The 26,454-nt window shown below is 63.3% G+C and carries 21 protein-coding genes; 16 read left to right on the forward strand and 5 right to left on the reverse strand.

Annotated features, from left to right (window positions below; genetic code table 11):
• The 3 genes from WF331_RS25810 to WF331_RS25820 all read left to right on the forward strand — a co-directional run.
• Window positions 1-1,553 (forward strand): T6SS effector BTH_I2691 family protein (locus tag WF331_RS25810; RefSeq protein WP_340623436.1); only part of this gene is annotated, 1,553 nt, incomplete at its 5' end.
• Complete coding sequence (locus tag WF331_RS25815) at window positions 1,553-2,671, forward strand: DUF6708 domain-containing protein (RefSeq protein WP_340623437.1); 1,119 nt, start codon at window positions 1,553-1,555, stop codon at window positions 2,669-2,671. The genes WF331_RS25810 and WF331_RS25815, both read left to right, overlap by 1 nt.
• 394 nt (window positions 2,672-3,065) lie before the next feature.
• Window positions 3,066-3,494: an NUDIX hydrolase gene (locus WF331_RS25820; RefSeq protein WP_016500806.1), complete on the forward strand. Its 429-nt coding sequence runs from the start codon at window positions 3,066-3,068 to the stop codon at window positions 3,492-3,494.
• On the opposite strand, the gene WF331_RS25825 is transcribed toward WF331_RS25820, so the two are convergent.
• Window positions 3,491-4,417 carry a LysR family transcriptional regulator gene (locus WF331_RS25825; protein WP_284361505.1) on the reverse strand — a complete coding sequence of 309 codons (927 nt, stop codon included), beginning with the start codon at window positions 4,415-4,417 and terminating at the stop codon, window positions 3,491-3,493. The genes WF331_RS25820 and WF331_RS25825 overlap by 4 nt on opposite strands.
• Before the next feature lie 267 nt (window positions 4,418-4,684).
• Between WF331_RS25825 and WF331_RS25830 the strand changes: the two genes are divergently transcribed.
• The 6 genes from WF331_RS25830 (at window position 4,685) to WF331_RS25855 (ending at window position 11,346) form a co-directional block, all read left to right on the forward strand.
• Window positions 4,685-5,128, forward strand: a complete 444-nt coding sequence (locus WF331_RS25830) for an acetyltransferase (RefSeq protein WP_016500808.1) — start codon at window positions 4,685-4,687, stop codon at window positions 5,126-5,128.
• Between the two features lie 300 nt (window positions 5,129-5,428).
• The gene (locus tag WF331_RS25835) at window positions 5,429-6,139 is read left to right on the forward strand and encodes an AraC family transcriptional regulator (RefSeq protein WP_284361509.1); all 711 of its coding nucleotides are present in this window, start codon (window positions 5,429-5,431) and stop codon (window positions 6,137-6,139) included.
• A gap of 103 nt (window positions 6,140-6,242) precedes the next feature.
• Entirely contained in the window at window positions 6,243-7,658 is a 1,416-nt protein-coding gene (locus WF331_RS25840) for an efflux transporter outer membrane subunit (protein ID WP_284361512.1), read from the forward strand.
• A 160-nt stretch (window positions 7,659-7,818) separates the two neighbouring features.
• A complete protein-coding gene (locus WF331_RS25845; RefSeq protein WP_284361513.1) occupies window positions 7,819-8,958 on the forward strand; it encodes an HlyD family secretion protein in 1,140 nt (379 codons plus the stop codon).
• A complete protein-coding gene (locus tag WF331_RS25850) occupies window positions 8,948-10,462 on the forward strand; it encodes a DHA2 family efflux MFS transporter permease subunit (protein WP_284361516.1) in 1,515 nt (504 codons plus the stop codon). The genes WF331_RS25845 and WF331_RS25850 overlap by 11 nt, the downstream gene beginning before the upstream one ends.
• A gap of 146 nt (window positions 10,463-10,608) precedes the next feature.
• Window positions 10,609-11,346, forward strand: a complete 738-nt coding sequence (locus WF331_RS25855) for a GntR family transcriptional regulator (protein WP_340623438.1) — start codon at window positions 10,609-10,611, stop codon at window positions 11,344-11,346.
• A 201-nt stretch (window positions 11,347-11,547) separates the two neighbouring features.
• Here the strand turns inward: WF331_RS25855 and WF331_RS25860 are convergent, their stop codons facing one another.
• Together WF331_RS25860 and WF331_RS25865 are read right to left on the reverse strand one after the other, a co-directional pair.
• Window positions 11,548-14,628 carry a MexW/MexI family multidrug efflux RND transporter permease subunit gene (locus tag WF331_RS25860; RefSeq protein WP_340623439.1) on the reverse strand — a complete coding sequence of 1,027 codons (3,081 nt, stop codon included), beginning with the start codon at window positions 14,626-14,628 and terminating at the stop codon, window positions 11,548-11,550.
• Window positions 14,625-15,722 (reverse strand): efflux RND transporter periplasmic adaptor subunit, encoded by a 1,098-nt coding sequence (locus tag WF331_RS25865; RefSeq protein WP_016500815.1) that lies wholly within the window; start codon window positions 15,720-15,722, stop codon window positions 14,625-14,627. The genes WF331_RS25860 and WF331_RS25865 overlap by 4 nt, the downstream gene beginning before the upstream one ends.
• A gap of 84 nt (window positions 15,723-15,806) precedes the next feature.
• Between WF331_RS25865 and soxR the strand changes: the two genes are divergently transcribed.
• Complete coding sequence (gene soxR / locus WF331_RS25870; protein ID WP_016500816.1) at window positions 15,807-16,262, forward strand: redox-sensitive transcriptional activator SoxR; 456 nt, start codon at window positions 15,807-15,809, stop codon at window positions 16,260-16,262.
• A 133-nt stretch (window positions 16,263-16,395) separates the two neighbouring features.
• On the forward strand, window positions 16,396-16,644 hold the full coding sequence (locus WF331_RS25875; protein WP_016500817.1) for a CsbD family protein: 249 nt from the start codon (window positions 16,396-16,398) through the stop codon (window positions 16,642-16,644).
• Between the two features lie 75 nt (window positions 16,645-16,719).
• On the opposite strand, the gene WF331_RS25880 is transcribed toward WF331_RS25875, so the two are convergent.
• Complete coding sequence (locus WF331_RS25880) at window positions 16,720-17,016, reverse strand: DUF3144 domain-containing protein (RefSeq protein WP_174370393.1); 297 nt, start codon at window positions 17,014-17,016, stop codon at window positions 16,720-16,722.
• 385 nt (window positions 17,017-17,401) lie between these two features.
• Between WF331_RS25880 and mtlD the strand changes: the two genes are divergently transcribed.
• From mtlD to WF331_RS25905, 5 genes are all read left to right on the forward strand, one after another.
• Window positions 17,402-19,546 carry a bifunctional mannitol-1-phosphate dehydrogenase/phosphatase gene (gene mtlD / locus WF331_RS25885; protein WP_340623440.1) on the forward strand — a complete coding sequence of 715 codons (2,145 nt, stop codon included), beginning with the start codon at window positions 17,402-17,404 and terminating at the stop codon, window positions 19,544-19,546.
• A gap of 1,150 nt (window positions 19,547-20,696) precedes the next feature.
• Entirely contained in the window at window positions 20,697-21,479 is a 783-nt protein-coding gene (locus tag WF331_RS25890) for an aldolase (protein WP_012271240.1), read from the forward strand.
• A gap of 44 nt (window positions 21,480-21,523) precedes the next feature.
• Window positions 21,524-22,411: a dihydrodipicolinate synthase family protein gene (locus tag WF331_RS25895; protein WP_284361538.1), complete on the forward strand. Its 888-nt coding sequence runs from the start codon at window positions 21,524-21,526 to the stop codon at window positions 22,409-22,411.
• Window positions 22,412-22,510: 99 nt separating this feature from the next.
• The gene (locus WF331_RS25900; protein WP_284399910.1) at window positions 22,511-23,725 is read left to right on the forward strand and encodes a benzoate/H(+) symporter BenE family transporter; all 1,215 of its coding nucleotides are present in this window, start codon (window positions 22,511-22,513) and stop codon (window positions 23,723-23,725) included.
• 58 nt (window positions 23,726-23,783) lie between these two features.
• Window positions 23,784-24,986 carry an MFS transporter gene (locus WF331_RS25905; RefSeq protein WP_340623441.1) on the forward strand — a complete coding sequence of 401 codons (1,203 nt, stop codon included), beginning with the start codon at window positions 23,784-23,786 and terminating at the stop codon, window positions 24,984-24,986.
• A gap of 114 nt (window positions 24,987-25,100) precedes the next feature.
• On the opposite strand, the gene WF331_RS25910 is transcribed toward WF331_RS25905, so the two are convergent.
• Window positions 25,101-26,369 (reverse strand): T6SS phospholipase effector Tle1-like catalytic domain-containing protein, encoded by a 1,269-nt coding sequence (locus WF331_RS25910; RefSeq protein ID WP_340623442.1) that lies wholly within the window; start codon window positions 26,367-26,369, stop codon window positions 25,101-25,103.
• Between the last annotated feature and the right edge of the window lie 85 nt (window positions 26,370-26,454).

Below are 26,454 nucleotides of genomic sequence, written 5' to 3' on the forward strand. Positions count from 1 at the left end.
GTCAGGAGGCTGGCGAGTTCAGCAAGAAGTTCGACCAGAAATACGGCCACCTGGTCGACCGTCAGGCCATGCACGATCAGCTCGAAGCCTTCGAACAGGCCATGCAACAAGCCCAGCAAGCGGCAGAAGACCGCGCCAAGGACCATGCCCGTTGGGTAGTCAGCGAACGGTTGCTGCAAGCGCTGGACCACTACGACAACGCCGACCTCATCAACGGCCTGGCCTTTGCCGAGCAGACCGGCCAGTGCGTGATCGGCATGGAGTTGAGTGAATGGGGCACCAAGGTGCTGGACCACTGGTGGCGTAGCGACGTGGCCGACCGGGGCAACCTGGCAATACGCGGTATCAGCTACAACCAGGATGATCTCCGAGAGGAGCTTGCGGCGCTGCTGGAAGCCGCCAAGGCCGAACCACCCGCAGAGTCGTCGTTCGAACTGCGTGAATCGCTCGCCCGGCAGGCACACATCGCTGCGAATGCGTTCGGGCGTATCAACTCGCTGTACGAGGAATTGCAGAAGAGCAACAACACCGCCAGCATCGGCCTGCATGCGTGGTATGTGGCGCTAGGGCGACAGATACTCCGAACCGGCGCCCCCAACAGTGCAGACCGAGCGCTGCACCACGGTCTGCGCGTGACGTTGTTTGCGTCGGTGCATGAGACGGCGGTCGACATTCGTCTGAGCGACGCTGCGCGCAGCGGGCAACCCATTGACCCACAACGCAGCGGTGGCCAGCTTGCGCGCTATCTGGATCATGCCTGGGCTGAAGGCTTGATGCAGGCTGACGGTCAGAAGAGCGACTTCTATAAAGTGCGTGCCGCCGGTCTGGTCTGCCTGCTGGAAGGCATGCTAATGGCCTTCAAGGCTCGCGAGCTGCCTGACAGTGATGCGCGCATCAAGACCGAGCTCATGGCCGCCGCGATGACTACGGCTGCGGCGGGCTTTGAAATTGGAGCCAGCTATGTGGATCAGGTGGTGACGCGTTACGGCGCAAACAGTGTGACTGGAAGAGGAGCAGCGGCCACTTTAGGCCGTTTGAAACTATGGGGAGCCAGTTTAGCTGGGGCAGGGGGTTTCGTACTCGCCTGGTGGGACTTCGCCGATGCGGCTCAGCAGTTAATATACCGCAAGCAAAATTTTACCGAACAAAGTACAAAAAAACCCAGAACGCTAGCACTCGCATACGCATCGCGGGCATTGGCAACTATTACAATCTCGTTGGCGGAAGCAGGAACAGCCATTGCAATCGCAAAACCTCTTTTTGACCATTTATCTCAGAATGCCAAAACAAAATTTGTGAGAATGATGACAACATCCATGGGCGCGCTCGCCAACAAACTGGGAACACAAGCTGCTCGCTTACTACTTGCACGTTTAGTCTTAGGCGCATTCTGGATCGGACTCATCCTGACACTCATAATCTATATTTTGGAAGATGACGCGTTAGAGAAGTGGTGCAAACGCAGCAGCTTCCGGACTCATAAAAATATTAAGCCCTATGAAGAGCAAGAAGAGCTGAGCGCCCTACATCTTGCTATCGGCGAGGTTTTATAATGTATCTTATCGAATGGGGATTCTGGCAGATGGCAACCCAGTCAGCAGCTGCACGTAGAACGTACGAAGCAGGGATGACCCCTGCAGAGAAGCGCGCAAATAAAGATTTTTATGAAGGCGACCTGAATGAAGAGATTCACTTTTGCCAGGTAAGTGAAACACCCCTCCTACGCGGCCCTGTTTATACATTCAATGAAACCCACATGGAAATGCGCTGTGGCGGTTCAGAAGAGAAGCGCGGCCTTATTACGCTAGTCACGATCAGCGGAGTGCTGCCTGGAATAATTTTCGGAACCGGCATAGCTGTCGGTTCCATCTGGCTTGATATCACCCACCCTTATTCATTCTCCTTTATAGCAGCCTTACTTACTGCTCTCTTGTCTTCAGCCTCAGGAGCAGCATTGTATTTTTACCTGAAGTACGGCGTAAAAATCTCGCGACTGGAAATGCTTACCAGCCGCCATCTGCTCATTCGATTCAATCGAAAAACTCAACAGGTCCACCTCCACCGCCCCGGCTACTGCGGCGGCATCGTCACTTTCCCATGGAAAACAACCGGAAGTACAGCCATCGACCCAGAAGATGACCCACTCAGCGTGGGCATGCGACTCGGTCTTGTCTGGCACCCCAGCCGCACCGGCCTTCCCCATATGGAAATGGCCCTACTCGGCAAGCAAGGCCAAGGCGGCAGCGAACTGCGTGATGAGTGGGAATTCATCCGCCGCTACATGGAAGAAGGCCCACAAGCCGTCCCCCGCCCCCGCCTGAGCACACAACTACCATCTCCCATCCAGGCATTCAGCGCCCAGTTCGAGGGGCTTGGGCGTTTCTTCCGCAAAAGCAGCTGGTTGTTCAAAGTTATCCTGCTGTTCGTGTGGCCCGCTTTCGTCATCGTTGGCACCGGCCACTGGCTCAGCCTGCTGCTGTGTTGGCGACCGCGCTGGCCGAAAGTAATCCGCGAGGCCGGCTTGCCCGGCAAGCCCGTACCACCCGTGACCACCCTCAGCGACTACCCCCGCGCAATTCAGGAGCGCTTGCTCGCCAATGCCGACCGCTGGCAACTCAAGCCTGGCAAGCGCCCGACGAAAAAAACGCGCAAGCGCAGCGCCTATCCATAAAAGCCTCATGCCATCGCGACAGGTTACCAGCCCTGCTGTAACCTGCCCGCTTCGCCACAGGAAGGCGTGAGCTGCAACCGGCGCGTTTGTACATAAGCCGGTATGGCCATGACGCGGGGTATGCCATCCACTCCCATTTCATCCCTGTTTACCCTTGGGTCGGAGCGCTGTTCTGGGCAGACGAACGTTACCGGGCGCTGCAGGCATTCGGCTGGACCAATAGCGTGCAACCGCAAACCGACGGCGCCGAGTTGACGCTATACGTCTGGCGTGAGTTTTGTGAGCGCCCTGAACCACCGGCGATACAAGGGTACTCAGTGGACGAAGCCATCACCCTGTTGCGCAGCGCATTCTTGGGCGACTGCGCACCGCATTGACTGAAATGGAAACCTCCATGCGCCCCAACAAGGCTTGCCCCGTAGTCCTTTCATCCTCGCTGCCTGCGCAGATACTGCTGTTTCGCCACCCTCAGGCCGGCGTCCAGTTGGTTAAAGGCACCATTGAAAAAGGTGAAACCCCTGCCACGGCTGCCTTGCGCGAACTGGCCGAGGAGTCCGGCATCGCCAAAGCCACGGTCAAACAAGACCTGGGCTGCTGGGATGCTAACCATCTTGGGCAAGTGTGGTCGTTTCACCTGTGCCAGGTGGAAGATGCCCTGCCTGAGCACTGGTCCCACCAGACACAGGATGACCATGGCCACCTGTTCACATTCTTCTGGGCCGCGTTCGACGATCTGCCCTATAACGATTGCCATCCAGTCTTTCAGCGAGCGTTGCTGCATTTGAGAAAGGCTCTGGAGCACTCGCACAGTGATCGCGACTAAAGCCCGATCGCCACTTCACGCTCGCCGCTCATGTATTGCTGCAGGCGGCTGCGCAGCCAGCGTTCGGCCGGGTCGCTGTCGGTGGTGCTCAACCAGACCATGGCCAGCTCCAGCGCAGCCGTCTCGAACGGCAGCGTCTCGGCCTGCAGGTTGCCCCAACGCTCCATACCTTGCGCGGCATAGTCCGGGCAGCAGGCCAGCAGGTCGGTCCCGGCCAGAATCGCCGGCAACGAGCTGAACTGCGGCACCGACAACACCACCTTGCGTTCGCGGCCGATATCCTTCAGCCAGTCATCGACCACACCTTGCGTATTGGCGGTGGGCGATACCTGAACGTGCGGGCGGGCGCAGAACTCATCCAGCGTCAGTGGGGTGGCTGATTTGTCGGCCCGCACCACCCTGCCCTGCATCGTGCGCAGCACCTTGCGCTTGGCGTTGGCCGGCAGCCCCTTGGTCTGGCTGATGCCGACCGTCACATCACCTGCTGCCAGCAAGTCTGGAATGCGCCAGTAATCCACATGCTGCACGACCACCACCACATTCGGCGCCTCCACCCGCAGCGCCCGCAGCAACGGCGGCAACAGCCCCGACTCGACATCATCGGACAAGCCGATGCGGAAGGTCATCTTGCTGGTCAGCGGCTCAAAATCATGGGTCATGCTGAGGGCGGTGGACATCGCATCCAGCGCCGGGGTGAGGTACTTGATGACCTCCTCGGCCCTGGCCGACGGTTCCATGCGGTTGCCCACGCGGATCAGCAACGGGTCATTGAACATAGCCCGCAACCTGGCCAGCGCGGCGCTGACCGTGGGCTGCGCGACGAACAGCTTTTCCGCAGCACGGGTGAGGTTGCGCTCCTGCATCAGGGCCTCGAACACCACCATCAGGTTGATATCAGCTTTGCGCAGTTCGTTGCGGTTCATTGGGGCTCCCGGCCATGGCCATGACGTGCGGACTCAATTCCAGCATCGATACGGGTTGCGGTCGAGTCAACACCGGAAAATCTGACTCAGGCTGCATTGCCCCACACTGCGCAATCCGGGTAACCTTCCGCCAACTTCTCTTCCGGCTTCCCCCGCCGTGCACCGCCCAGGCGTTAAATCGCGAAGCGGTCATTCATGGTGCCGACACCTGCATGGCCGCCACCTTTGGGCGCGCCCATCTGCCATCTATACATTCAGGATGACCTCATGATCATTCGCCAAGGCATTGCTGCAGACTCCCCGCAGCTGCTCGACATCTGGCTGCGCGCCGTACGCGCCACCCACCACTTTCTGCAACCGTCCGACATCGACGCGCTGTTGCCACAGCTGCGCGACGTGTACTTCCCGGCCGTCGAGCTGTGGGTTGCAGTAGACACCGATGACCAGCCGCTGGGCTTCATCGGTTTCAATGAAAACCACGTGGAAATGCTCTTCGTCGACCCCGAGCGACATGGCCAAGGTATTGGCCGGGCGCTGCTGGATTTTGGCCGCCAGTCGCGTAACGCGATGAGTGTCGATGTCAACGAGCAGAACCCCCAGGCAACAGGGTTCTACGAGCACTACGGCTTCGTCCAGACCGGCCGCTCGCCGCTGGATGGCGAAGGCCGGCCGTTCCCCTTGCTGCATATGAGCTTGCCCACCAAGGCGTGACCATAAGGCACATACCGCGATAGACCGGTCCATCGAGCCGTGTGTCGCAAACGTACGGCCACCATGAAGGTGCTGCTAGCTTGACTGTCGGGTTCTCATGCCCGGTCGCCGGAGCTGCCAAGGGATCGGGTCAGGGCCACCAGGTGCTTGCCGCGACATGTTCAGCGCCTGTGCAATCGAGCGCCGCGCGGGCGGCGCTCGATTGCACAGGCGCTGAATAATTGCGCCGAACCACCAATCTTCGCAATCCAGCACCAATAAGCCGCCGTATAATCGGATCCAATACCGAGGATACCCCGCATGCAAGCATTGGAAATGGACTACGGACACGGCGAAGAAGTGGCCAGCCACTGCCACGCCGAAGACCAGCTGATCTACGCCGCCAGTGGTGTGATGCGGGTCAGCAGCGAAGGCGGTAGCTGGGTGATCCCCGGCGGGCATGCGTTGTGGATGCCCGCCGGGGTCAGCCATGCCATCCGCATGGAAGGCGTGGTCAGCATGCGCACCCTGCTGCTCGATGCGCGCATCGACCGCTGCCAGGTCATCGTTGTGTCCGGCCTGCTGCACGAACTGATCCTGGCCGCGTCACGCATGCTCGACCCGCGTGACGGCGAGCACGTGCGGGCACTGATCCAGCTTGAGTTGGCCACTGCCAGGCGTATCGATGCCTTTGTGCCGTTGCCGCACCAGGCGCGGCTGCGCACTTGGTGCGAGCGCTTCCTGCAGGACCCGGCCCAGGACCTGACCCTGGAGCAATGCGGCGCGCAACTGAACATGAGCGCCCGCAGCGTGGCACGGCTGTTCCAGCGCGAGGTGGGCATGTCGTATGGTGAATGGCGCGCCCGTGCCCGGGTGATGCTCAGCCAGCAGTGCCTGGCCGATGGCCAGCCGATCCTGAACGTGGCGCTGGAGCACGGCTACCAGAGCGCCAGCGCCTTTGCCGCCATGTTCAAGCGCATCCTCGGCTACGCGCCGAGCGATTGGCAAAACAGTACCGCGCGCGGGTACTGAGCCCCAGGTTGTCCCACTTGCGCGCAGGGTTGTCCCGCTTGCGGCAGCGGCGTGCGCTATCCCCTCGTTAACCTCGCATCACCACCCTTGAGCGACATGTGTGATGCCCTTACTGCCTTCATTTCCCTTCCCTGCCCGGTTTGCCGTACTCGCCATGCTCGGCGTGCTGGCGGCGTGCACCCGGCAACCCGCACCTGCCGAGCCACCTGCAGCGCTGCTGGCCAACCCGCTGGCGAGTGTGCCAGCCGGTGTCAGCCGGCAACCGTTGCCCGGACAATGGTGGGCGCTGTTCCAGGACCCGCAACTTAACCACTGGGTACAGCAAGCGCTGGCGCACAATCAGGACCTGGCACAGGCCGAGGCCAATGTGCAGGCCATGCTGGCCGGGATCGGCGAGTTCGATGCCAGGCGCTGGCCGTCAACCTCGATGGGCTTTGCCGCCACCTATGGCAAGACCGCCGATGACCAGACCTTGGCCGAGGCGACCGACAGCCAAGCGCCGGCTCAATGGCAATTCAACCCAGGTATCGAGTTGGCCTATCAGGTGGATGTCTGGGGCCAGGTGCGTGCTGCCATCGAGCGCGCCCGGGCCCAGGCCGAAGCCAGCGCTGCGGCGCTGGACCTGGTGCGCCTGCAAGTGGTCGCCCAGACCAGCCGCGCCTACATCGACCAGTGCGTCTACGCGGCGCGCCTGGACGAGGCTAAGCAGTCCCTGCAAACACTCGACCACAGCGTGCAACTGAGCGAACGCCAGCGCCAGGCCGGCGTGGCCACTGCCCTCGACAGCGAGCGCCTGCTGGGCTTGCGGGAACAGGTGCGTGCACAACTGCCGATGCTTGTAGCCCGGCGGCAGATGGCGCTTTACGAACTTGGCATGCTCAGTGGCCAGGCCTCGCTGGCCGACACCGCAACTTGCACAACCATCCCCACGCTGTCGGCGCCACTACCGGCCGGCGATGGCTGGCACTTGCTCGAACGCCGGCCGGATGTGCGCCAGGCCGAACGGGAGCTGCAGGCGGCCAGCCTGGAAACCGACATCGTCCGGGCCGACCTGTATCCGAAGGTCATCTTCGGCGCTTCGCTGACGTCCTCGGACCATGACCTTGCCAACCTTGGTGACAGCCGCGCGGTGATGTTTGGCATTGGCCCGCTGATCCGTTGGGAATTCCCCAATATCAAAGCCAACCGCGCAAGGGTCGACAAAGCCGAGGCCTTGCAGCAGGCGCAGGTTGCCCATTACCGCGGCATGGCGCTGAGCGCGCTCAAGGACGTACGCCAGGCCCTTGCCCGCTATGACGGTGAGCGGCAGCGGTTGCAGGCGCTGCATTCCGCCCTGACGCACAGCCAGCGCGGTTATGCCTTGGCCCAGGGCAACTATCGCGCCGGCACCGTGGACGGGTTGGCGTTGCTGGACAGCGAGCGGGAACTGATTCGCCTGCGGGGCAGCCACGTAGAAGCCCGAGGTCGGCTGGCACAGGCACAGGTCAATCTGTTTCGCGCCTTGGGCGGACGGTGGTAGCTCGAGGTAGTAACAAATGCGGCCGCTTAGCGGCCCTTCGCGGGCACGCCCGCTCCCACAGGAACTGCGCAGCGCCCGAAGAAAACGGCATCCCTGTGGGAGCGGGCGTGCCCGCGAAGGGCTGCACAGCAGCCCCAAAAATCAAGCATGGAAACCGGACATGAATGTTGCCGTAGAACGAACCGCACCCCTCGAAAGTGAACAGCGGGCCAAAGCCCGTCGCCGCCTGGCCTGCACCGCCAGCGGTAGCCTGACAGCAATCGCCCTGCTGGCCTTCACCAGCTACTGGCTCACCACCGGCCGCTACCTGGAGACCACCGACGACGCCTACGTCCGCGCCGACTGGGTGGCCCTGAGCCCACGCGTGGCCGGTTACGTGGCCGAGGTAGCAGTGGCTGACGACCAGCCCGTGAAAGCCGGCGATGTACTGGTACGCCTGCAAAGCCGCGACTACCTCGCCCGCCTTGACCAGGCCCGGGCAGGTGTGGCCGAGGCGCAGGCGACACTGGTGGCCGCCCAGGCCCGCCAGCAGGTGGCCAGCGAGCGTATCAACCTGCAACAACAAGCCATCCTGCAGGCTGAAGCTGCCATGCGCAGTGCCATTGCCGAACAGCGGCGCAGTGACTTGGACATGCAACGCTACCGTGGCCTTGTGCGAGACGACGCCGCGACCGTGCAGCGCCTGGAAACCGCCAGCGCCCTTGCCACCCAAGCGCAAGCCGCGCTGCAAGGTGCCCAGGCCGCGCTGCGCCAACAACGGACACAACTGGCCATGGCCAAGGCCCGGTCAGCGCAGGCTGACGCCGAACTGCAACAGCGCGCGGCAGCGTTGACCCGCGCGCAGGCCCGCCAACAGTTGGCCGAGCAGGACGAACAGGACACCGTGATCCGCGCACCGATCACGGGCGTGGTCGGCCAACGCCGCGTACGCGCCGGCCAGTACGTGGTGCCGGGCCAGCCGCTGCTGGCCGTGGTGCCCCTGCAGCAGGCCTATGTGGTGGCCAACTTCAAGGAAACCCAGTTGGCCAACATGCGCTCGGGGCAGCCGGTAGAAATCCGCGTCGATAGCTTCGCCAGCCAGCCACTGCACGGCCATGTGGCCAGCTTCTCGCCGGCTTCTGGCAATGTCTTCGCATTGCTGCCGTCGGACAATGCCACCGGCAACTTCACCAAGATTGTCCAGCGCTTCCCGGTTCGCATTCTGCTGGACACACCGCTGGATGGCCCGCAGGTACTGCCCGGCATGTCGGTGGTGAGCACGGTCGACACCCGCCCCGCAGAGGTGGCCGATGCGCACTGAACAACCCGTCTCGCTGCGCGCCTGGGTGGCGGTGCTCGGCGGCTTGTTCGGCTGTTTCATGGCCGGCATGAACGTGCATGTCACCAGCGCCGCGCTGCCGGAAATCCGCGGCTCGCTGGGTGCCAGCTTCGAGGAAGGTTCATGGATTTCCACCGCCTACCTGGTGGCGGAAATCGTGATGATTCCGCTGACGGCCTGGCTGGTGGAGGTGTTCTCGCTGCGGCGGGTGATGTGGACCGGCTCACTCATATTCCTGATAGCTTCGGTGGCCTGTTCCTGGGCGCCCAACCTGGAGGCGATGATTGCCATCCGGGTGATCCAGGGTGCTGCGGGCGCGGTGCTGATTCCCCTGTCGTTCCAGCTGATCATCACCGAACTGCCGGCCAGCAAGATGGCCATGGGCATGGCGCTTTTCAGCCTGGCCAACAGCGTGGCGCAGGCGGCCGGGCCCTCGATTGGTGGCTGGCTGACCGATGCCTATTCGTGGCGCTGGATCTTTTATCTGCAACTGTTCCCCGGCATTGCGCTGCTGTTCGCCATCGCCTGGTCGATCGAGGTCAAGCCCATGAAGCTTGAGCTGCTACGCAAAGGTGACTGGCTGGGTATCGCCGCCATGGTGATCGGCCTGGGTGGCTTGCAGATCGTGCTGGAAGAAGGCGGCCGGCTGGACTGGTTCGGCTCGCCATTCATCGTCGCCATGAGTGTAGTCGCCGCCATTGCCCTGGTGGTGTTCGTGGTGACCCAGCTGTTCGGCCAGCGCGCGTTCATCAACCTGCGCTTGCTCGGGCGCTACAACTTCGGCGTCGCCAGCGTGGCCATGTTCATCTTTGGCGCCGCCACGTTCGGCCTGGTATTCCTGGTGCCCAACTACCTGTCGCAGCTGCAGGGTTTCAGCGCGCACGATGTCGGCGTGGCGCTGATCGCCTATGGCGTGGTGCAACTACTGCTGGCGCCGTTGATGCCCCGGCTGATGGGCTGGACCAGCGCCAAGTTCATGGTCGCCAGCGGCTTTCTGATCATGGCCCTGGGCTGCTGGCTGGGGGCGAGCCTGAGCGCCGACAGTGCCGACAACGTGATCATCCCGTCCACGGTGGTGCGCGGAATTGGCCAGCCATTCATCATGGTGGCGTTGTCGGTGCTGGCGGTGGCCGGGCTGGACAAGCGTGAAGCCGGCTCGGCCTCGGCGGTGTTCTCCATGCTGCGCAACCTGGGGGGAGCCATCGGCACGGCCGGGTTGACGCAACTGGTTGCCACCCGTGAGCGCTTTCACAGTGAGCGTATTCACGAGCAGGTGACAGTGTTCGAGCCTGGCGTGCAAGAGCGCATCAACCAGACGGTACAGAGCTGGTTGCCGCACCAGCAGCAGATGCTGGAGGGGCTGGCCGGGACGATTCGGCGGGAGGCTTACCTGATGGCTTACAGTGATGCGTTCTACCTGGCGTGCCTGGCGTTGGTCGGGTGTGCAGTAGCGGCATTGCTGTTACGGTCAAAACACCAACTGTGATGCCGACACATCTCCCTGCAGGAGCATGCGCTTAGAGCGCCGCACCCGGCGCAAGGCCCGGCACCGCACGCATTTCGGCGGTGCCGAACATGTCCCTGCCGCTGTTACACTGCCTACCGATGAAATGTGCGAGACAGACCAGAGGCATGAACCCGACGCGCTACTCCACCGTGGCAAAGGACTTGATGGAAGGCATCGCCAACGGCCGCTACCCGGTGGGCAGCCTGCTGCCGACCGAGTTCGAGCTGTGCGACCTTTACAATGTGAGCCGGCACACGGTGCGCGCCGCGATCGACCAGCTGCTCAACCAGGGGCTGGTGTCACGGCGCAAGCGCGTGGGCACCCGGGTGGAGGCCAGCAGCCCGCGCGGCGGCTACTCGCAGTCGCTGGCCAGCGTGGCCGACCTGGCCCACCTGGCCGAAACCCAGCAGCGGGAAATCCAGAACGTGCGCCATTTCGTCGCCGAACTGAGCGAAGCGGCGCGGCTGGGGCTGGTACCGGGCGAGCATTACTTCTGCGTGTCGAGCATCCGCGTCGACCGCCTGCACAATGCCGCGCCGCTGTGCTGGACCGATGTGTACGCACAGCGCGACTATGCCGAGGTCATCGAACGGGCCCGCGAGCACCCCGACCAGCTGATTGCCGGGTTGATCGAGCAGCACTATGGCCGGGCGATCGCGGTGGTCGACCAGCAGGTGCGGGCAGTGCTGCTGACGACAGAGATGGCCAAAGCGCTGAAGGCCGAGGCGGGCTCACCGGGGTTGAAAATCATCCGCCAGTACCGCGAGGAAAACGGTGATTTGATGGCGGTTTCCGAAACCGTGCACCCGGATGACCGCTTCACCCTGGTGACCCAGATGCGCCGGGATCGCTCACCGTCCTGATCGTGCAACCGGGGCCGCTATGCGGCCCATCGCCGGCAAGCCAGCTCCCACAGGTACAGCATTCGTCTCAAGAATAGCGCGGTCGCTGTGGGGGCCAGCTCACACAGGACTGCACAGCCTTCAAGCCCGGCACAACCCCTGTGGGAGCTGGCTTGCCGGCGATGGGCTGCGAAGCAGCCCCGATATTCCTGTTCCCTCTCTTCACATGCCCAACACCCGACCGGCCTCCAGCAACTGCTGCCCCCGCACCGTGGTCACCCGGTGATCGCGCGCCAGCCAGGCATAGATGGTCGGTAGCACGAACAAGGTAAACAAGGTGCCCACCAGCATCCCGCACACGATCACCACCCCCAGCCCGAAGCGGCTGTTGGCCCCGGCGCCGCTGGCGAACAGCAGCGGCAGCACACCAAAGGTCATCGCCGCAGTGGTCATCAGCACCGGCCGCAAACGTATCTGCGCGGCACGGACAATGGCGGCAGCACGGTCGAGGTTGTCGCGCACCTGGATCTCGTTGGCGAACTCCACCATCAGGATGCCGTGCTTGCTGATCAGGCCGATCAGGGTCACCAGGCCAATCTGCGTGTAAATGTTCAGCGTGGCCCAGCCCAGCGCCAGCGGCAGCAGCGCACCGCAGATCGACAGCGGCACAGTCACCAGGATGATCAGTGGGTCAACCAGGCTTTCGTACTGCGCCGCCAGCACCAGGTAGATCACCACCAGGGCAGCAAGAAACGCCCACATCAAGGCAAAGCCCTCCTGCACATACTGCCGAGATTCCGATTGCCAGTCGTGGCTGAAGCCCGGCGGCAGTTCGGCGGTGAGCTGTTCGAGAAAGGCCACGGCGTTGCCCATCGACACCCCCGGCGCCGGGATGGCCTGCAGGGTACTGGCGTTCTGCTGATCGAACTGCAGCAGGCGGTTGGGCGCCACTTCGATCTTTAGGTGCACCACCGTGCCCAGCGGCACCAGGCTGCCATCTTTGGCGCGCACATACTGGCGGTTCATCGCCGCAGGCGTCAGGCGCTGGTCCTGGATACTCTGCGGGATCACATCATAGGAGCGCCCGAACAACGCAAAGCGGTTGAGGTATTGCTCGCCCACCAGCACACCCAGCGACTCGCCAATGGCCTGCATGCTGATGCCCAGGCTGGCCGCCTTGGCCCGGTCGACGCGCACCTTGACCACCGGGTTGTTGTAGTCGAGGTCGCTGTCCACCACGGCAAACAGGCCGCTGTCGCGGGCGCGTTGCTTGAGCACTTCCATGGTCTGGTACAGCTCGGGGTAATCCTGGGCGCTGCGCAGCACCATCTGCACCGGCAGGCCGCCACTGGAGCCCGGCAGCGAAGCGACCTGAAAGGCGAAGATGCTGCTGCCTTCGATATCCGCCACGGCCTGCTGCAACTGCGCCTGCACTTGTGCGGCGGAACGCTCGCGCGCCTGCCAGGCGCTGAGGTTGATACCCCCGAAACTGGCGGCCGGGCCGTCGGTGCCGTTGATGATCCAGGTGTCGGTGGTTTCGGCGATGGACTTCATCACCTGGTCAAGCTTCAGCGCAAAGCGTTCCGCATATTCGAGGCTGGCATGCTGCGGCGACTTGATGGCGGTCAGCACCGCCGCCTGGTCCTCGGGCGGCGCCAGCTCGCGTTGGGGCAGCAGGTAAAGCCAGGGCAGGCTCAGGCACACCAGCAGCGCCACACCCGCGCTGATCCAGCGATGCGCCAGGGAGTAGGCCAGCACTCGTCCATAGGCCGCGGTCAACGCAGCAAACAACCGATCAGCCATGTTGGCCATCGCGCCATGCTGTTGCCCGGGTTGCAACAGCAACGAGCTCATCACCGGCGACAGGGTCAGCGCCACGATGCCGGACACGATCACCGCCCCCGCCAAGGTCAGGGCAAATTCGCGGAACAGCGTGCCGGTCAGCCCGCCCATCAGCCCGATCGGCGCATACACCGCCGCCAGGGTAAGGGTCATGGCAATGACCGGCCCGGCGATTTCACGCGCCCCGGCCAATGCCGCAGCAACCGGCGACTTGCCCTCTTCGATATGCCGGTGCACGTTCTCCACCACCACGATGGCATCGTCCACCACCAGGCCGATGGCCAGCACCATCGCCAGCAAGGTCAGCAGATTGAGGCTGAAGCCGAACATCAGCATCAGGCCTGCGGCACCGAGCATCGACAGCGGGATGGCCACCACTGCGATCAGCACACTGCGCAGCGAACCCAGGCACAGCCAGATCACCAGCACCACGATCAGCATCGCCTCCACCAGGGTGCGCAGCACCTCATGGATCGAAGCATCGATGAAGCGCGCAGTCTCATAGGCCAGCGCCACCTTCACCCCGGGCGGCAGGGTCTGCTGGATTTGCGGCAGCAGCTGGCGAATGCCTTCGACGATCACCAGCGGGTTGCCGGCCGGCGTGGGAAACAGCCCCAGGTGCACGGCAGGCTTGCCGTCCATGGTAGCGCTGGTCTGGGTGGCAGCCGCGCTCAGCTCGACAGTGCCGACATCGCGCAGGCGCACCAGGTCGGTGCCATCGTTGCGGATGATCAGCTCGCGGAAGTCCTCGACCCGGGTCAGGTCGGTGTCCACCTGGATATCGGCCAGCACGTACTGCCCACGCACCTGGCCCGGCGTCGCCTGGTAGTTGTTGGCCCGCACCGCCTGCGCCACGTCCGCTGCCGTCACCCCGCGCCCGGCCATCTGTTCGCTGTCCAGCCACAGGCGCATGGCCAGCCGCTGCCCACCGAACGACTGCACCTTGGCCACGCCGTCGATGCCTGAGAACTGCGGCTCCACCACCCGCGACAGGTAATCGCTCAGCTCCGGGATCGACAGGCTGTCACTGGCAAAACCCACATAAGCCACGGCGGTGGAGTCGCCTGCCGACAGCTCCACCACCGGGTCGTAAGCCTTTTCCGGCAGGCGGTAGCGCACCTGATTGACCTTGGCCATGGTCTCGGCCAGCGCCTGGGTCGAGTCGCGGTTGAGCACCATGCGCAAGGTGATCAGGCTGTGCCCCTGCTGCGACGACGAGGACAGGTAGTCGATGCCCTCCACCGACGACACCGCCTGGGTGATCGGCTGGGTCACAAAGCCCTGCATCAGCTCGGCCGAAGCGCCGGGGTACTCGGTGCTGATGGTAATGGTGGAGCTTGCCAGCAACGGGTACTGACGGATCGGCAACTTGCCCATGGCAAACAGCCCCATCAGGATGATCAGGCTGCTGACCACCAGCGCCAGCACCGGGCGGCGCACGAAGAGGTCGGTAAACTTCATGGCTGCCCCCCTCCGAGGTTTGCCTGCAAGCTGTCCTGCGCCACCGGCTCGACCGACATGCCGTCGCTGAGCTTCAACTGGCCAGACACCACCACCCGGTCACCGGGCGCCAGGCCGGAGGTAACCTCCACCCGCCCCTCCCAGCGCTCACCAGTGGTGACCCGCACCCTGCTGACCCGGGTACCATGCGCCGAGTCCTGAGTGGCAACGAATACTGTCTGGCCATAGGCGGCGTAGGTGATCGCGGTTTCTGGCACAGCCAATACAGTCGACGGCTGCACAGCATCCAGGCGCACGCCAGCGTACATGCCCGGCTGCAACTGCCCGTCGGGGTTCGGCAAGGCGGCCTGCACCTGCACCAGGCGCGCCTTGCTGACCACCGGATCGACCGCCACCACCCGGGCCTTGAAGCCTTGCCCGCGTACTGCGTCCAGCGTCAGTGCCAGCACTTGCCCGACGTGCACTTCGGGGGCTGCCTGCTCGCCCAAGGCAAAATTCACATGCAACTGGCTGATGTCGGCCAGGCTGACGATGGCCTCGCCGGCGCCCAGGTATTGGCCCTGATGCACCCGCCGAATGCCCAGCTTGCCGGTAAACGGTGCGCGAATGGCCTTCTGCGCGATCAGCGCTTCGACATGCTGCAGCTCCCCGCTGGCCACGTCCACGGCGGTGGCGGCGTTGTCCAGCAGCTCTTGCGACACGGCATTCATCGCCCGCAGCTTGCGGCTGCGCTGCAGCACCACTTCGGCGTTACGCAGCCTGGCCCGCAACTGCACCCGCTGGGCCTGCTCCGGCGCGTCGTTGAGCTGCACCAGCAACTGCCCGGCAGTGACCGCCTGCCCCGACTCGAAGGCGATGCGGGTAACGCGCCCCGCCGTCTCGGCCGCCACCTGTACCTGGTTGACCGCTTCCAGTTCCCCTGAAGCAAAGTTCTGTCGCGCCAACGGCACCTGCTCGGCCGTGGCAAGCGCCACCTTGGTCGCCGGCCACGCCGCCGCAGCGGGTGGCGCCGAACCGCTACCCACTAACGCATAGCAAGCAGCCAGCACACCGGCTACAGCGCCAGCCCAGGCCAGTAACGTCCGTTTGTTCATGCACAGCTCCGATCACAGGGAAAGCGGTTGCGGGGAAGATCGGGCAGGACTATAAGAGCTCAACTTAACTTGAGGTCAACAGACATGGCAGCGGACAACACGCGGATGCTCACAGTGGGGGAAGTGGCCAAGCGCAGCGGCGTGGCGGTGTCTGCGCTGCACTTCTACGAGACCAAGGGGCTGATCGCCAGCGTCCGCACGGCAGGCAACCAGCGGCGCTATCCCTCGCTGGTGCTGCGTACACTGGCGATCATCAAGGTGGCGCAGCGCACGGGTATTCCGCTGGAGGAAATCAAGCAGGCGTTCAGCCGCTATGCGCCAAACAGCAAGCTTACGGCGGCGCAATGGGGCGAGATGTCCACCGCCTGGCGCGAAGACCTGAACGCCCGAATCCGCACGCTGGAGGCGCTGCGCGACAGCCTGGACAACTGCATTGGTTGCGGTTGCCTGTCGCTGGAAGACTGCCCGCTGCGCAACCCCGAGGATGTGCTGGGCAAGGAAGGTACCGGGGCGCGGATCCTCGAGAAGAAAGCGCGTTAGCCTCGCGCTCCCAAGCCATGTGCGATGCGTGATCTGCAGGTGACACGCAGACGCTTGGAACCATTGCGGCCCTTCACCGCCCTAACCCTGTGCTGTTAACCCAAAGCCGATCACAGGAAGGAACAAAGCCATCATGAAACGTGAACAGATCGAAGGTGTAGCAGAGAACCTGGCAGGCAAGGCGCAGAGCGCTGTAGGCCGACTGATCGAGGATCCTGCGCTGGAAGCCGAAGGCGATGGGCGTCAGGCAGCAGGCCAGCTGACCAAGACCTATGGTGACACGCTGGATACGGTGTCTTCGTTCGTGAAGGAAAAACCGTTCGCCGCGCTGGCCATCACCGCCGCCGTCACGCTGGTGGTCTCTCGCCTGCTGCGCCGCTGAACAGGGCTGCGCAAGCAGGGCCAGGGCCGGGTACGCCATCCGGCCCGCGGCAGCTCATGTAGCAGGCAGGCGAGGTCAGGTGTCCTTGCCCAGTACCAGGCGGTCAAAATGCTCGATGTGCTCATCCAGGTTGTCTTCGAGCATCATCCGGTACTGCTCGCAGAAGTACTTCAGAATCTCCTCCCGGGCTGCCGCCAGTTCCGCGCCGCTCTTGAAGCTGCGGGCGCTCATCCAGGCGCTGAAACGCGTGGCGCCGAAGGTCAGCGAGGCACTCACCTTGCCCAGGTCTTCGAATTTTTCAATCTGCTGGTTGGCCAGGTCGATGTGCGCATCGGCGCGGTCATAAAAGGCCTGATCGGTAGCTTGGGTCATTGCGGTTCACCTTGTAACGGAAGCCCAAGCCTTGCATGGCGGCGCGCATACGTGCAAGGCTGAAAAAGGATCACCCATGACGAAAAGGAAGCAAAGCACCTTATGCTTGGAATCACACGTATCCATCGCTATTTGCGCCCACTGCCTGCAAAACCGACTGCAGCCAGTGGGCGTGACCTCAAGGCCAAACCAGCCGCCCGCCTCGCCTCAAAGGTTGCAAACCTCCTCTGCACTCCCCGCTCCGCCCCGCCTTACTTCTGCGTTACCCCTGAGCGCCCCCCTGTCGACCGTGTGCCTCCGACCTGACTGCCCACGCTGCAGCTCTCACACCGTATTCGCCTGTGACAGGCGGGATGTCTGACGCAACAACAAGGGGCAACACCCAATGCTTTTCTTTCAAGGTAAACAGATTCTCAGCGCCATCTTCGATATGGATGGCACCCTCTTCGACACCGAACGCTTGCGCTTCAAGACACTGAAGCAAGCCTCGCTGGAAATCTTCGGCAAAGCGCTGAGCGAGGACACATTGATCGGCTCGCTGGGCCTGAGCGCGACCAAGGCCGAAGCCCTGGCCAAGGCGCATAACGGTGAAGACTTCCCGTACGCCGAGATCCGCAAGCGCGCGGATGAACTTGAGCTGGAGTACGTGCGCAATCACGGCGTACCCATCAAGGCCGGCTTGCTGGAAGTGCTGGAGCGCCTGCGCAAGTCGGGCTTGACCATGGCAGTGGCCACCTCCAGCCGCCGTGCCATTGCCGAGGAATACCTGATCAATGCCAATGTGCTGAAGTATTTCGACATCACTGTCTGTGGCGATGAAGTCAGCCAGGGCAAACCCCACCCCGAGATTTTCCTGAAAGCCGCTCGCGCGCTCAATTGCGAGCCGGGCCAATGCTTCATGGTCGAGGATTCGGAGAACGGCATGCTGTCAGCCATACGTGCCGAAGGCCAGGCGATCCTGATCGAAGACATCAAGCCGCCCGCTGCCGAGATCAAGGCTGGCGCGCTCAAAGCCTACCGCAGCATGCATGAGTTTCTCGCCGACCTTAGCGAGTGCGTACCTGACTTGGGCATGCCGGCATTGAGCGAGCCGTTCCCGGCTTCGTTGAACCAGTTCAGCGTAGGCATTCACGGCTTCGGCGCCATCGGCGGTGGTTACCTGACACAGGTGTTTTCCCATTGGGATGGCTACACCCGGCCTCGTGAAATCATCGCCGCGACCCGCTCGCGCATGCTGCGCGAAAGCGTCAATGCCTTCGGCCGCTACAGCGTGCGCTACGGTGCTACATCATTCGACCAGACCATCGACAATGTGCGCATGATCGACATGGACGAAGGCGACGCAGTCATCGGCATGTACACCACGGCCGAAATTATCGGCCTGAGCCTGCCCGAGCAGGCCATCCGCAACCAGGCGAAGGTGATTGCCAAGGGGCTGCTGCAACGTTTCGAACGACGTGGCCGTGAGCTGACGCTGCTGATCGTGCTGAACAAGGTGGGCGGCGCCGCGTTCGTGCGCCGCCATGTGCAGGCAGAGCTGGCATTGCTGTGCCCGCCGGCAATTAGCGAGCAAGTGCTGGAAAAGACCCATTTCGCCGAAACAGTCGTCAGCCGCATCGTCTCCAAGCTCAGCAACGACGCACTGGTGCGGCAACTGCGCATCAAGTCGCAGATGTTCCAGAACAGCCTGGAAGACGAGCCGGCAGTCGCCACCAAGGCATCCACGCCAGTGCCTGAATACGAACGACTGATCGGGCGCTTCAGGCCCTTTGCCCAGCCCAGCAGCGCGATGAGCCAGCTGCACCTGATCCTGTTCAACAGCGAACCCGACATGCCGCTGTATGTAGAGCACGGCAGCGAGCTGCTCGAACGCCTGCGCCAGGTGAAGACGGTACCTGACATCACCCAGATCCAGGTCATCAAGAACCGCCTGTGGAACGGCCCGCATGCCATCGTTGCCTGGTACGCGAGCCTGTTGGGCCATGACTCGGTGGGCCAGGGTATGGGCGATGCGCGTGTCAGCGAACTGGCCGAACGCCTGATTCGCCAGGAAGTCGGGCCAGCACTGGTGGCGGAGTACCCGCAGATGGCAGAAGTGGTCAGCCGTTTTGCCGATACCTTCCTGGAGCGCTGTGCAACCTCGTTCAAAGACCCTTGTGCCCGGGTGGGGCGCGACCCGTTGCGCAAGCTTCAGCGCAACGAACGCATCCTCAGCAGCATCGACCTTGCACGCAAGCATGGTATTGAAACCCCGTCGCTGGCGTTTGGCGCGGCACTGGCCATTCACCATGCCCTGCGCTGCGTAGACAGCAAAGACCAGGAAGCCCAGGCGATCAGACAGGTTTATCGGGATAACAACGCCAGCGTCGAGGCCGTGCTTACCCATGACGGTGACTGTAATGGCAAGCGTTTTCCAGGGCTGGACCCGATCAGGGACACGCAGCTGATCACTGCCATTTCAGATGCTTTCCGGCAGTACCCGCCAAGGGATGTGGCAAGCAGGCTGGGCGACCTTTGCATAGGCGCATGAGGTACTGCATTAGCCTGAAGCCAGCGCGGTGAATGGCACCGGCTCCGCCGGTGTTCGCGGGCGTGCCCGCTCCCACAATGACCGCGCTAGCTTTCAGGTGTTGTGCAAGAAAGTTGCCCCCACAGGTACGGCATATGCCTGAAGCCTGCGCGGTTACCTGTGGGAGCGGGTTTACCCGCGAAGAATCCAACACGGTGAATGGCACCGGCTCCGCCGGTGTTCGCGGCTAAAGCCGCTCCCACAGTGAACGCGCCAGCTTTCAGGTGTTGTGCAAGACAGTCGTGCCCACAGGTACTGCATACGCCTGAAGCCTGAGCGGTTACCTGTGGGAGCGGGTTTACCCGCGAAGAATCCAACACGGTGAATGGCACCGGCTCCGCCGGTGTTCGCGGCTAAAGCCGCTCCCACAGTGAACGCGCCAGCTTTCAGGTGTTGTGCAAGACAGTCGTGCCCACAGGTACTGCATACGCCTGAAGCCTGCGCGATTACCTGTGGGAGCGGGCATGCCCGCGAAGAATCCAGTGCGGTGGATGGCACCGGCTCCGCCGGTGTTCGCGGCTAAAGCCGCTCCCACAGGGATCGCGCCAGCCTTCAGGTGTTGTGCAAGACAGCTGCCTCCAGGGGTACTGCATATGCCTGAAGCCTGCGCGATTACCTGTGGGAGCGGGCATGCCCGCGAAGAATCCAGTGCGGTGGATGGCACCGGCTCCGCCGGTGTTCGCGGCTAAAGCCGCTCCCACAGGGATCGCGCCAGCCTTCAGGTGTTGTGCAAGACAGCTGCCTCCAGGGGTACTGCATATGCCTGAAGCCTGCGCGATTACCTGTGGGAGCGGGCATGCCCGCGAAGAATCCAGTGCGGTGGATGGCACCGGCTCCGCCGGTGTTCGCGGGGCAAGCCCGCTCCCACAGTGATCGCGCCGATTTCAACTGCTGGGCAAGACAGTTGTCCCCACAGGTACTGCCTGAAGCCTGCGCTACTCCCCTCGAAGGATCTGCTATCGGAACGTACCACGCATGCCTGCGGGCCTTCACCCTGGGAATGACACAACGCTTGCAAATGACACAATGTGTCATTAAGATCGCCATGTGTCCTGGCAGCGCCACTACGACGATCAGCCAGTACCCGCCCTTTTCCACGCAGGTACCGCCCATGACGACCACCATGCATACCCCCAAGGACCAGTTGGTCAAACTCGCCCAGCAGCAGATGCTGACGGCCCTGGCCGACAACACCTACACGGCCCGGCAAAAACTTGCCCTTACCTGCCGCATCCTGTTCGACGGCGGCCACGACTCTGGCCTTGCCGGGCAGATCACCGCACGTGCGCAGGAGCCTGGCACCTACTACACCCAGCAACTGGGCCTGGGCTTCGATGAAATCGCCGCCTCAAACCTGCTGGTGGTGGACGAAGACCTCACCGTGCTGCAAGGCCGCGGCATGGCCAACCCGGCCAACCGTTTCCACAGCTGGCTGTACCGGGCCCGCCCCGACGTGAACTGCATCATCCACACCCACCCGCTGCACAGCGCTGCCCTGTCGATGCTGGAGGTGCCGCTGGCCATCTCGCACATGGACCTGTGCCCGCTATTTGACGATTGCGCATTCCTCAAGGAATGGCCAGGGGTGCCGGTGGGCAACGAGGAAGGTGAAATCATCGCGAAGGCGATCGGTGACAAGCGTGCGATCCTGCTTTCGCACCACGGCCTGTTGATTGCCGGTGGCTCGATCGAAGAAGCCTGCGTACTTGCCCTGCTGTTCGAGCGCGCAGCAAAGATGCAATTGCTGGCCATGGGCGCCGGTGACATCCGCCCCATCCCCGAAGCACTGGGCAAAGAAGCCCACGACTGGATCTCCACCCCCAAACGTCACGGCGCCGCGTTCAGCTACTACGCACGCCGGGCCTTGCGTGCCCACGGCGACTGCCTGGGCTGATCGAAGCTGTACTCTTTCCTCAACAACGGCAGAGGTGCCTGGTCATGTCTACACCTGTAATTCGCGGCGTTATCGGTTACACCATCACTCCCTTCACGGCTGACGGCACGCTCGACCTGGATGCCCTGGGTACATCCATCGACAGCCTGATCGCAGACGGCGTGCACGCCATCGCACCGCTGGGCAGCACCGGCGAAGGGGCCTACCTGTCCGACAGCGAATGGGAAACCGTGGTGCGCTTCAGCCAGGCACGCATTGCCGGCCGCGTGCCCAGCGTGGTCAGCGTTTCCGACCTGACCACCGCCCGTACCGTGCAGCGCGCGCGCCTGGCGCAGGCCTGCGGCGCCACGGCAGTGATGGTGCTGCCCATTTCCTACTGGAAGCTTACCGAAGCCGAAGTGATCGCCCACTACAAGGCTGTCGGCGCGGCCATCGACATCCCGATCATGCTCTACAACAACCCAGGCACCAGCGGCACTGACCTGTCGGTTGAACTGATCCTGCGCATCCTCGGCGAGGTGCCCAATGTGACCATGGTCAAGGAAAGCACCGGTGACATTCAGCGCATGCACCGCCTGTACAAGGCCACCGCTGGCCAGGTGGCGTTCTACAACGGCTGCAACCCGCTGACCCTGGAAGCGCTGGTGGCCGGCGCCACAGGCTGGTGCACCGCCGCACCCAACCTGATCCCGGCACTGAACCTGGCGCTGTGGGATGCCGTGCAGCAAGGCGACCTGGCCAAAGCCCGCGCGCTGTTCTACCGCCAGTACGAGCTGCTGGAGTACATCACCCGCCGCGGCCTGCCCACCACCATCAAGGCCGGCCTGAAAATGCTCGGCCAGGATGTCGGCGCCCCACGCCTGCCCCTGCAGCCGCTGGATGCCCAGGGCAGCACTTACCTGAAAGGCCTGCTGGCCGAACTGGCCAATTAACCGTGAAACCCGCCCGGCGGCATAACGCTGCCGGGCAGCGTTTTTTTGCAGGAACAGCCTGGTGCTGTGCCTGTACCTGACTTTTGACCAGAGGCAACCATGGACGCGCCTGCACACACACCTTCAACGCCATTGCGGCTGACAGACATCCTCCACCCCGTGGTGGCGGGGCTCGTTTCAGTCATCGTCAACTATGGCGGCACCTTCATCCTGGTGTTCCAGGCCGCCAAGGTTGCCGGGCTGAGCCCGGAACTGACTTCATCCTGGGTCTGGGCCGTCTCGATCGGTGTCGGCCTCAGCGGCCTGGTGCTGTCCTGGTACAGCCGCGAACCGGTGATCACCGCCTGGTCCACGCCGGCAGCCGCATTTTTGGTCACGGCCCTGGCCACCGTGCCTTACAGCGAAGCCATCGGTGCCTACTTGTTGTCGGCCGCCGGCTTCGTGGTGCTCGGGCTGACCGGGTGCTTCGAGCGCCTGGTGCGGGTCATCCCCGGAGGCGTTGCGGCAGGACTGCTGGCGGGTATCCTGCTGCAGTTCGGCATCGGCGCCTTTGCCGGCCTGTCGGTCGACCCGGCCCTGGCAGGGCTGCTGATTGTGGCCTACGTGGCCTTCAAACGCTTCACCGCCCGCTACGCCGTGGTGGGCATTCTGATACTGGGGCTGGGCTACCTGCTGCTGCAGGGGCAAGCAGGCCTGGCGACGCTGCGCCTGGAGTTCGCCGCACCGGTGTTCACGGCGCCTACCTTCTCCCTCAACGCTGCCCTCAGCGTGGCCCTGCCATTGTTCCTGATCACCCTCACCGGCCAGTACATGCCCGGCATGCTGGTGCTGCGCAACGACGGCTTCAAGACCAGCGCCAACCCGATTGTCGCGGTCACCGGCCTGGGCTCGTTGCTGATGGCGCCATTCGGTTCACACGCTTTCAACATCGCCGCCATCACCGCGGCCATCTGCACCGGCAAGGAAGCCCATGAAGACCCGGGCAAGCGCTGGGTTGCGGGGATTGCTGCCGGTGCCTGCTACATCCTCGTGGGGGTGTTCGGGGTCACCTTGGCGAGTGTATTCATGGCCCTGCCGGGTACCTTCATCACCACCCTGGCCGGCCTCGCCCTGCTGGGCACCATCGGAGGCAGCCTGGCCAGTGCAATGGCCGATGCCCGCTCGCGCGAAGCCGCACTGATCACCTTCCTGGCGGCGGCGGCCAACATCAGCCTGTTCGGCATTGGCGGAGCCTTCTGGGGGCTGGTCATTGGCCTGCTGGCCTATGCCGTGCTGAACGGGCGCCTGCCTCGCGTCAACCGCTCACCCCGGTAAAAGCTTGCCACCCCCCCTACCCTGCGCCATGTGCCCACGCCGTTCGACAGGTATCGACATGCCCCACGCTGGCCCCAAGCTACTTACACAAATTGCTGCCGTGCACTTCGTCAGCCATGTGCACATCATGCTGATCCCGGCATTGCTACCCGTACTCCCTGGCCTGCTGGGCGTGGGGTTCGTCGAGCTTGGCGTAGCCCTGGCGGTGTTCAACATCGTCTCTGCCCTGGTGCAGGCACCGCTGGGCTATGCCGTCGACCACTACGGTGCGCGCAAGGTGCTCAAGGCAGGGTTGTTGCTGGGCAGCCTCAGTTTCCTGCTGCTGGCGGTCAGCCCCGGCTATGCGGTGTTGCTGGTAACGATGGCCATGGCGGGCCTCGCCAATGGCGTGTACCACCCCGCCGATTACGCATTGCTTGCCAACGGCATCGAGCAAGGCCGCCTGGGGCGCTCGTTTTCGATCCATACGTTCGCCGGTTTCCTCGGTTCGGCGGTAACGCCAGCGGTGTTTCTCGGCATTGCCGCCGCGTTCGGTACACAGGCAGCCTTGGCAGCGGGTGCAGTGATGGGTGTTGCCGCTCTGCTGCTGATCTCGGTGCCAGGCAGCGGTGTCTATCAGGTACCCGGGCATGGCCGCACAAGTGGCGCCGGGGCTGCCGCTGCGCCGGGCCGCGTGCGCTTGCTCACGCCGATGATCGGCGTGTTGACGGTGCTGTTCGTCCTGCTGAACCTGAGTACCAGTGCCATCGAGAAGTTCTCCGTAGCCGCCCTGGTCCAGGGCCAAGGCCTGACCCTGGCCTGGGCGAATACGGCGCTCACGGCCTTTCTGCTGTGCAGTGCAGTGGGCGTCTTGTGCGGCGGGGCCTTGGCTGACCGCACCCGCCGCCATGGCCTGGTGGCCGCCATGGCCTTTGCCCTGGCGGCGCCGCTGACGACGCTGGTGGCGCTGGGGCTGGTGCAAGGCTGGGCATTGGTGGTGGTGCTCGGGGCCATCGGCTTGCTGACCGGGGTCATCGCACCATCGCGGGACATGCTGGTCAAGGCAGCAGCACCACGTGGTGCCGAGGGCAAAACCTTCGGGCTGGTCTCGACCGGCTTCAATATCGGCGGCGCCATCGGGCCGGTTGCGTTCGGCTGGATGCTCGACCAGCGCCTGCCTGAGGGCATCTTCATCGCTTCGGTGGTGTTCATGCTGCTGACCGTGCTGCTGACCCTGGCGCAGGAGGCGTATTTAGCCAGTAAGCGTCGCCAGCTGGCTTAGACCCTAGGGCTGCTTTGCAGCCCTTTCGCCGGCAAGCCAGCTCCCACAGGACTCCACACTTCTTGAGTGCGGCGCGATCCGTGTGGGAGCCGGCTTGCCGGCGATGAGGCCGGTTCAGGTTGATAAAGCTACCGGGTTCGGATGCACCACTCGACCGCCTGCCGCTGGCCGATTGATGAACAGCACATCCAGCACACTGTTACGCAACCCCTTCAGCGCATTCCAGTTCGCCGAGGCGTGCACATACCTGTCACGCAACAACCGCTGCTCCTTCTCGGTCAACCGCGGCTGCTCACATTCACCCAGGGCAAACGCATGCAACTTGCGGCTGATCTCCAGCAATTCAAACGGCAACCCATGCTCAGCCTGCCCGCCCAACGGCCCAAACGGCACCCCCGCACGCACCGCCAGCGCGCGCATGACACTCAGGTAAACCCGTGAAAGCTGACCCGCCACCTCCCGCTCCCGGTACACCGCCGCATACACCTGCTTTTGCGCCTCATAAGGCCGCCCACCGGCAATCGGTTCTTCCCAGGTAATCACCCGCGCGCCAAGGCCGCCAAACGCCGACGCCACCAAGGCGCTGACTGTGCTGTACACGCGGGTCTGTTCAGCGCGGATGCGCAGCGGCACACGCTGTGACTGCGGTTTGCACAGCAGTACCTGCTCTTGCGTACTGTTCGGGTAACCACCACCAATATTCGAATGCACACCCGGCAACACGATGTCGTGACCACTGCTCACCAATGGGAAGTTGTGCCGCTGCTCATCCCCGGCCACCAATTGCACCACGTGCCGGGCAATACCCTCACCCAGGCCCAGGCGCAAGCCGCCATGGCGGTCGTCGGCAGGGTCGAAATCGCCCTGCAACGGCGCAACGATCGCCGCCACGGTGTCGAACAGGCCTATGAAATTGATCGTGATGCCGCAAGTGACGGCCAGCACCCGGCCCCCGTCAGCGTGCAGCAGATTTGCCAAGTGACGCACCGCCGCGGCACCGCGGCTGAAGCCGAACAGGTCGAACTCGACCCCCTCGAATCTTGCGAGCGGATGGGCGTGCGCCCAATCCCGCAGTTGGCCGGCGATACCCTCCAATGCCTCGGTGACTCGCGCTTCGACGCCAGTGCGCCCGCGCCCGGTAGCCGAGGCATACGCATGATCCTCAGCGCCCTCCAAGGTGCCCACCCCCTCGACATAACGGCTGAGAAACGCCATTGCGCCGTCGCCGCTCGCCCCCTCTGCCGGATAAAGCGCGTGCAACAGGGCCACATTGCTCAAGGCGTTGGTATAACTGGCGCCCTTGCCGCCGTTCGACTCTGTGGGCATCACATTGTGCTGGTTATTACCGGTGCCATCGAAAAACACGCCAAATCTCAAGATCATCGTTGTGCGCCTGCTTGCGTCAAAAACACAAGCAGGCGCCAGGGCGCCGACGCTGAACATCAGCCTATGGCCAGCCATTTGCAGG

Origin of the sequence: Pseudomonas sp. YNh (assembly GCF_037993085.1) — a bacterium.
Taxonomy (GTDB): domain Bacteria; phylum Pseudomonadota; class Gammaproteobacteria; order Pseudomonadales; family Pseudomonadaceae; genus Aquipseudomonas; species Aquipseudomonas putida.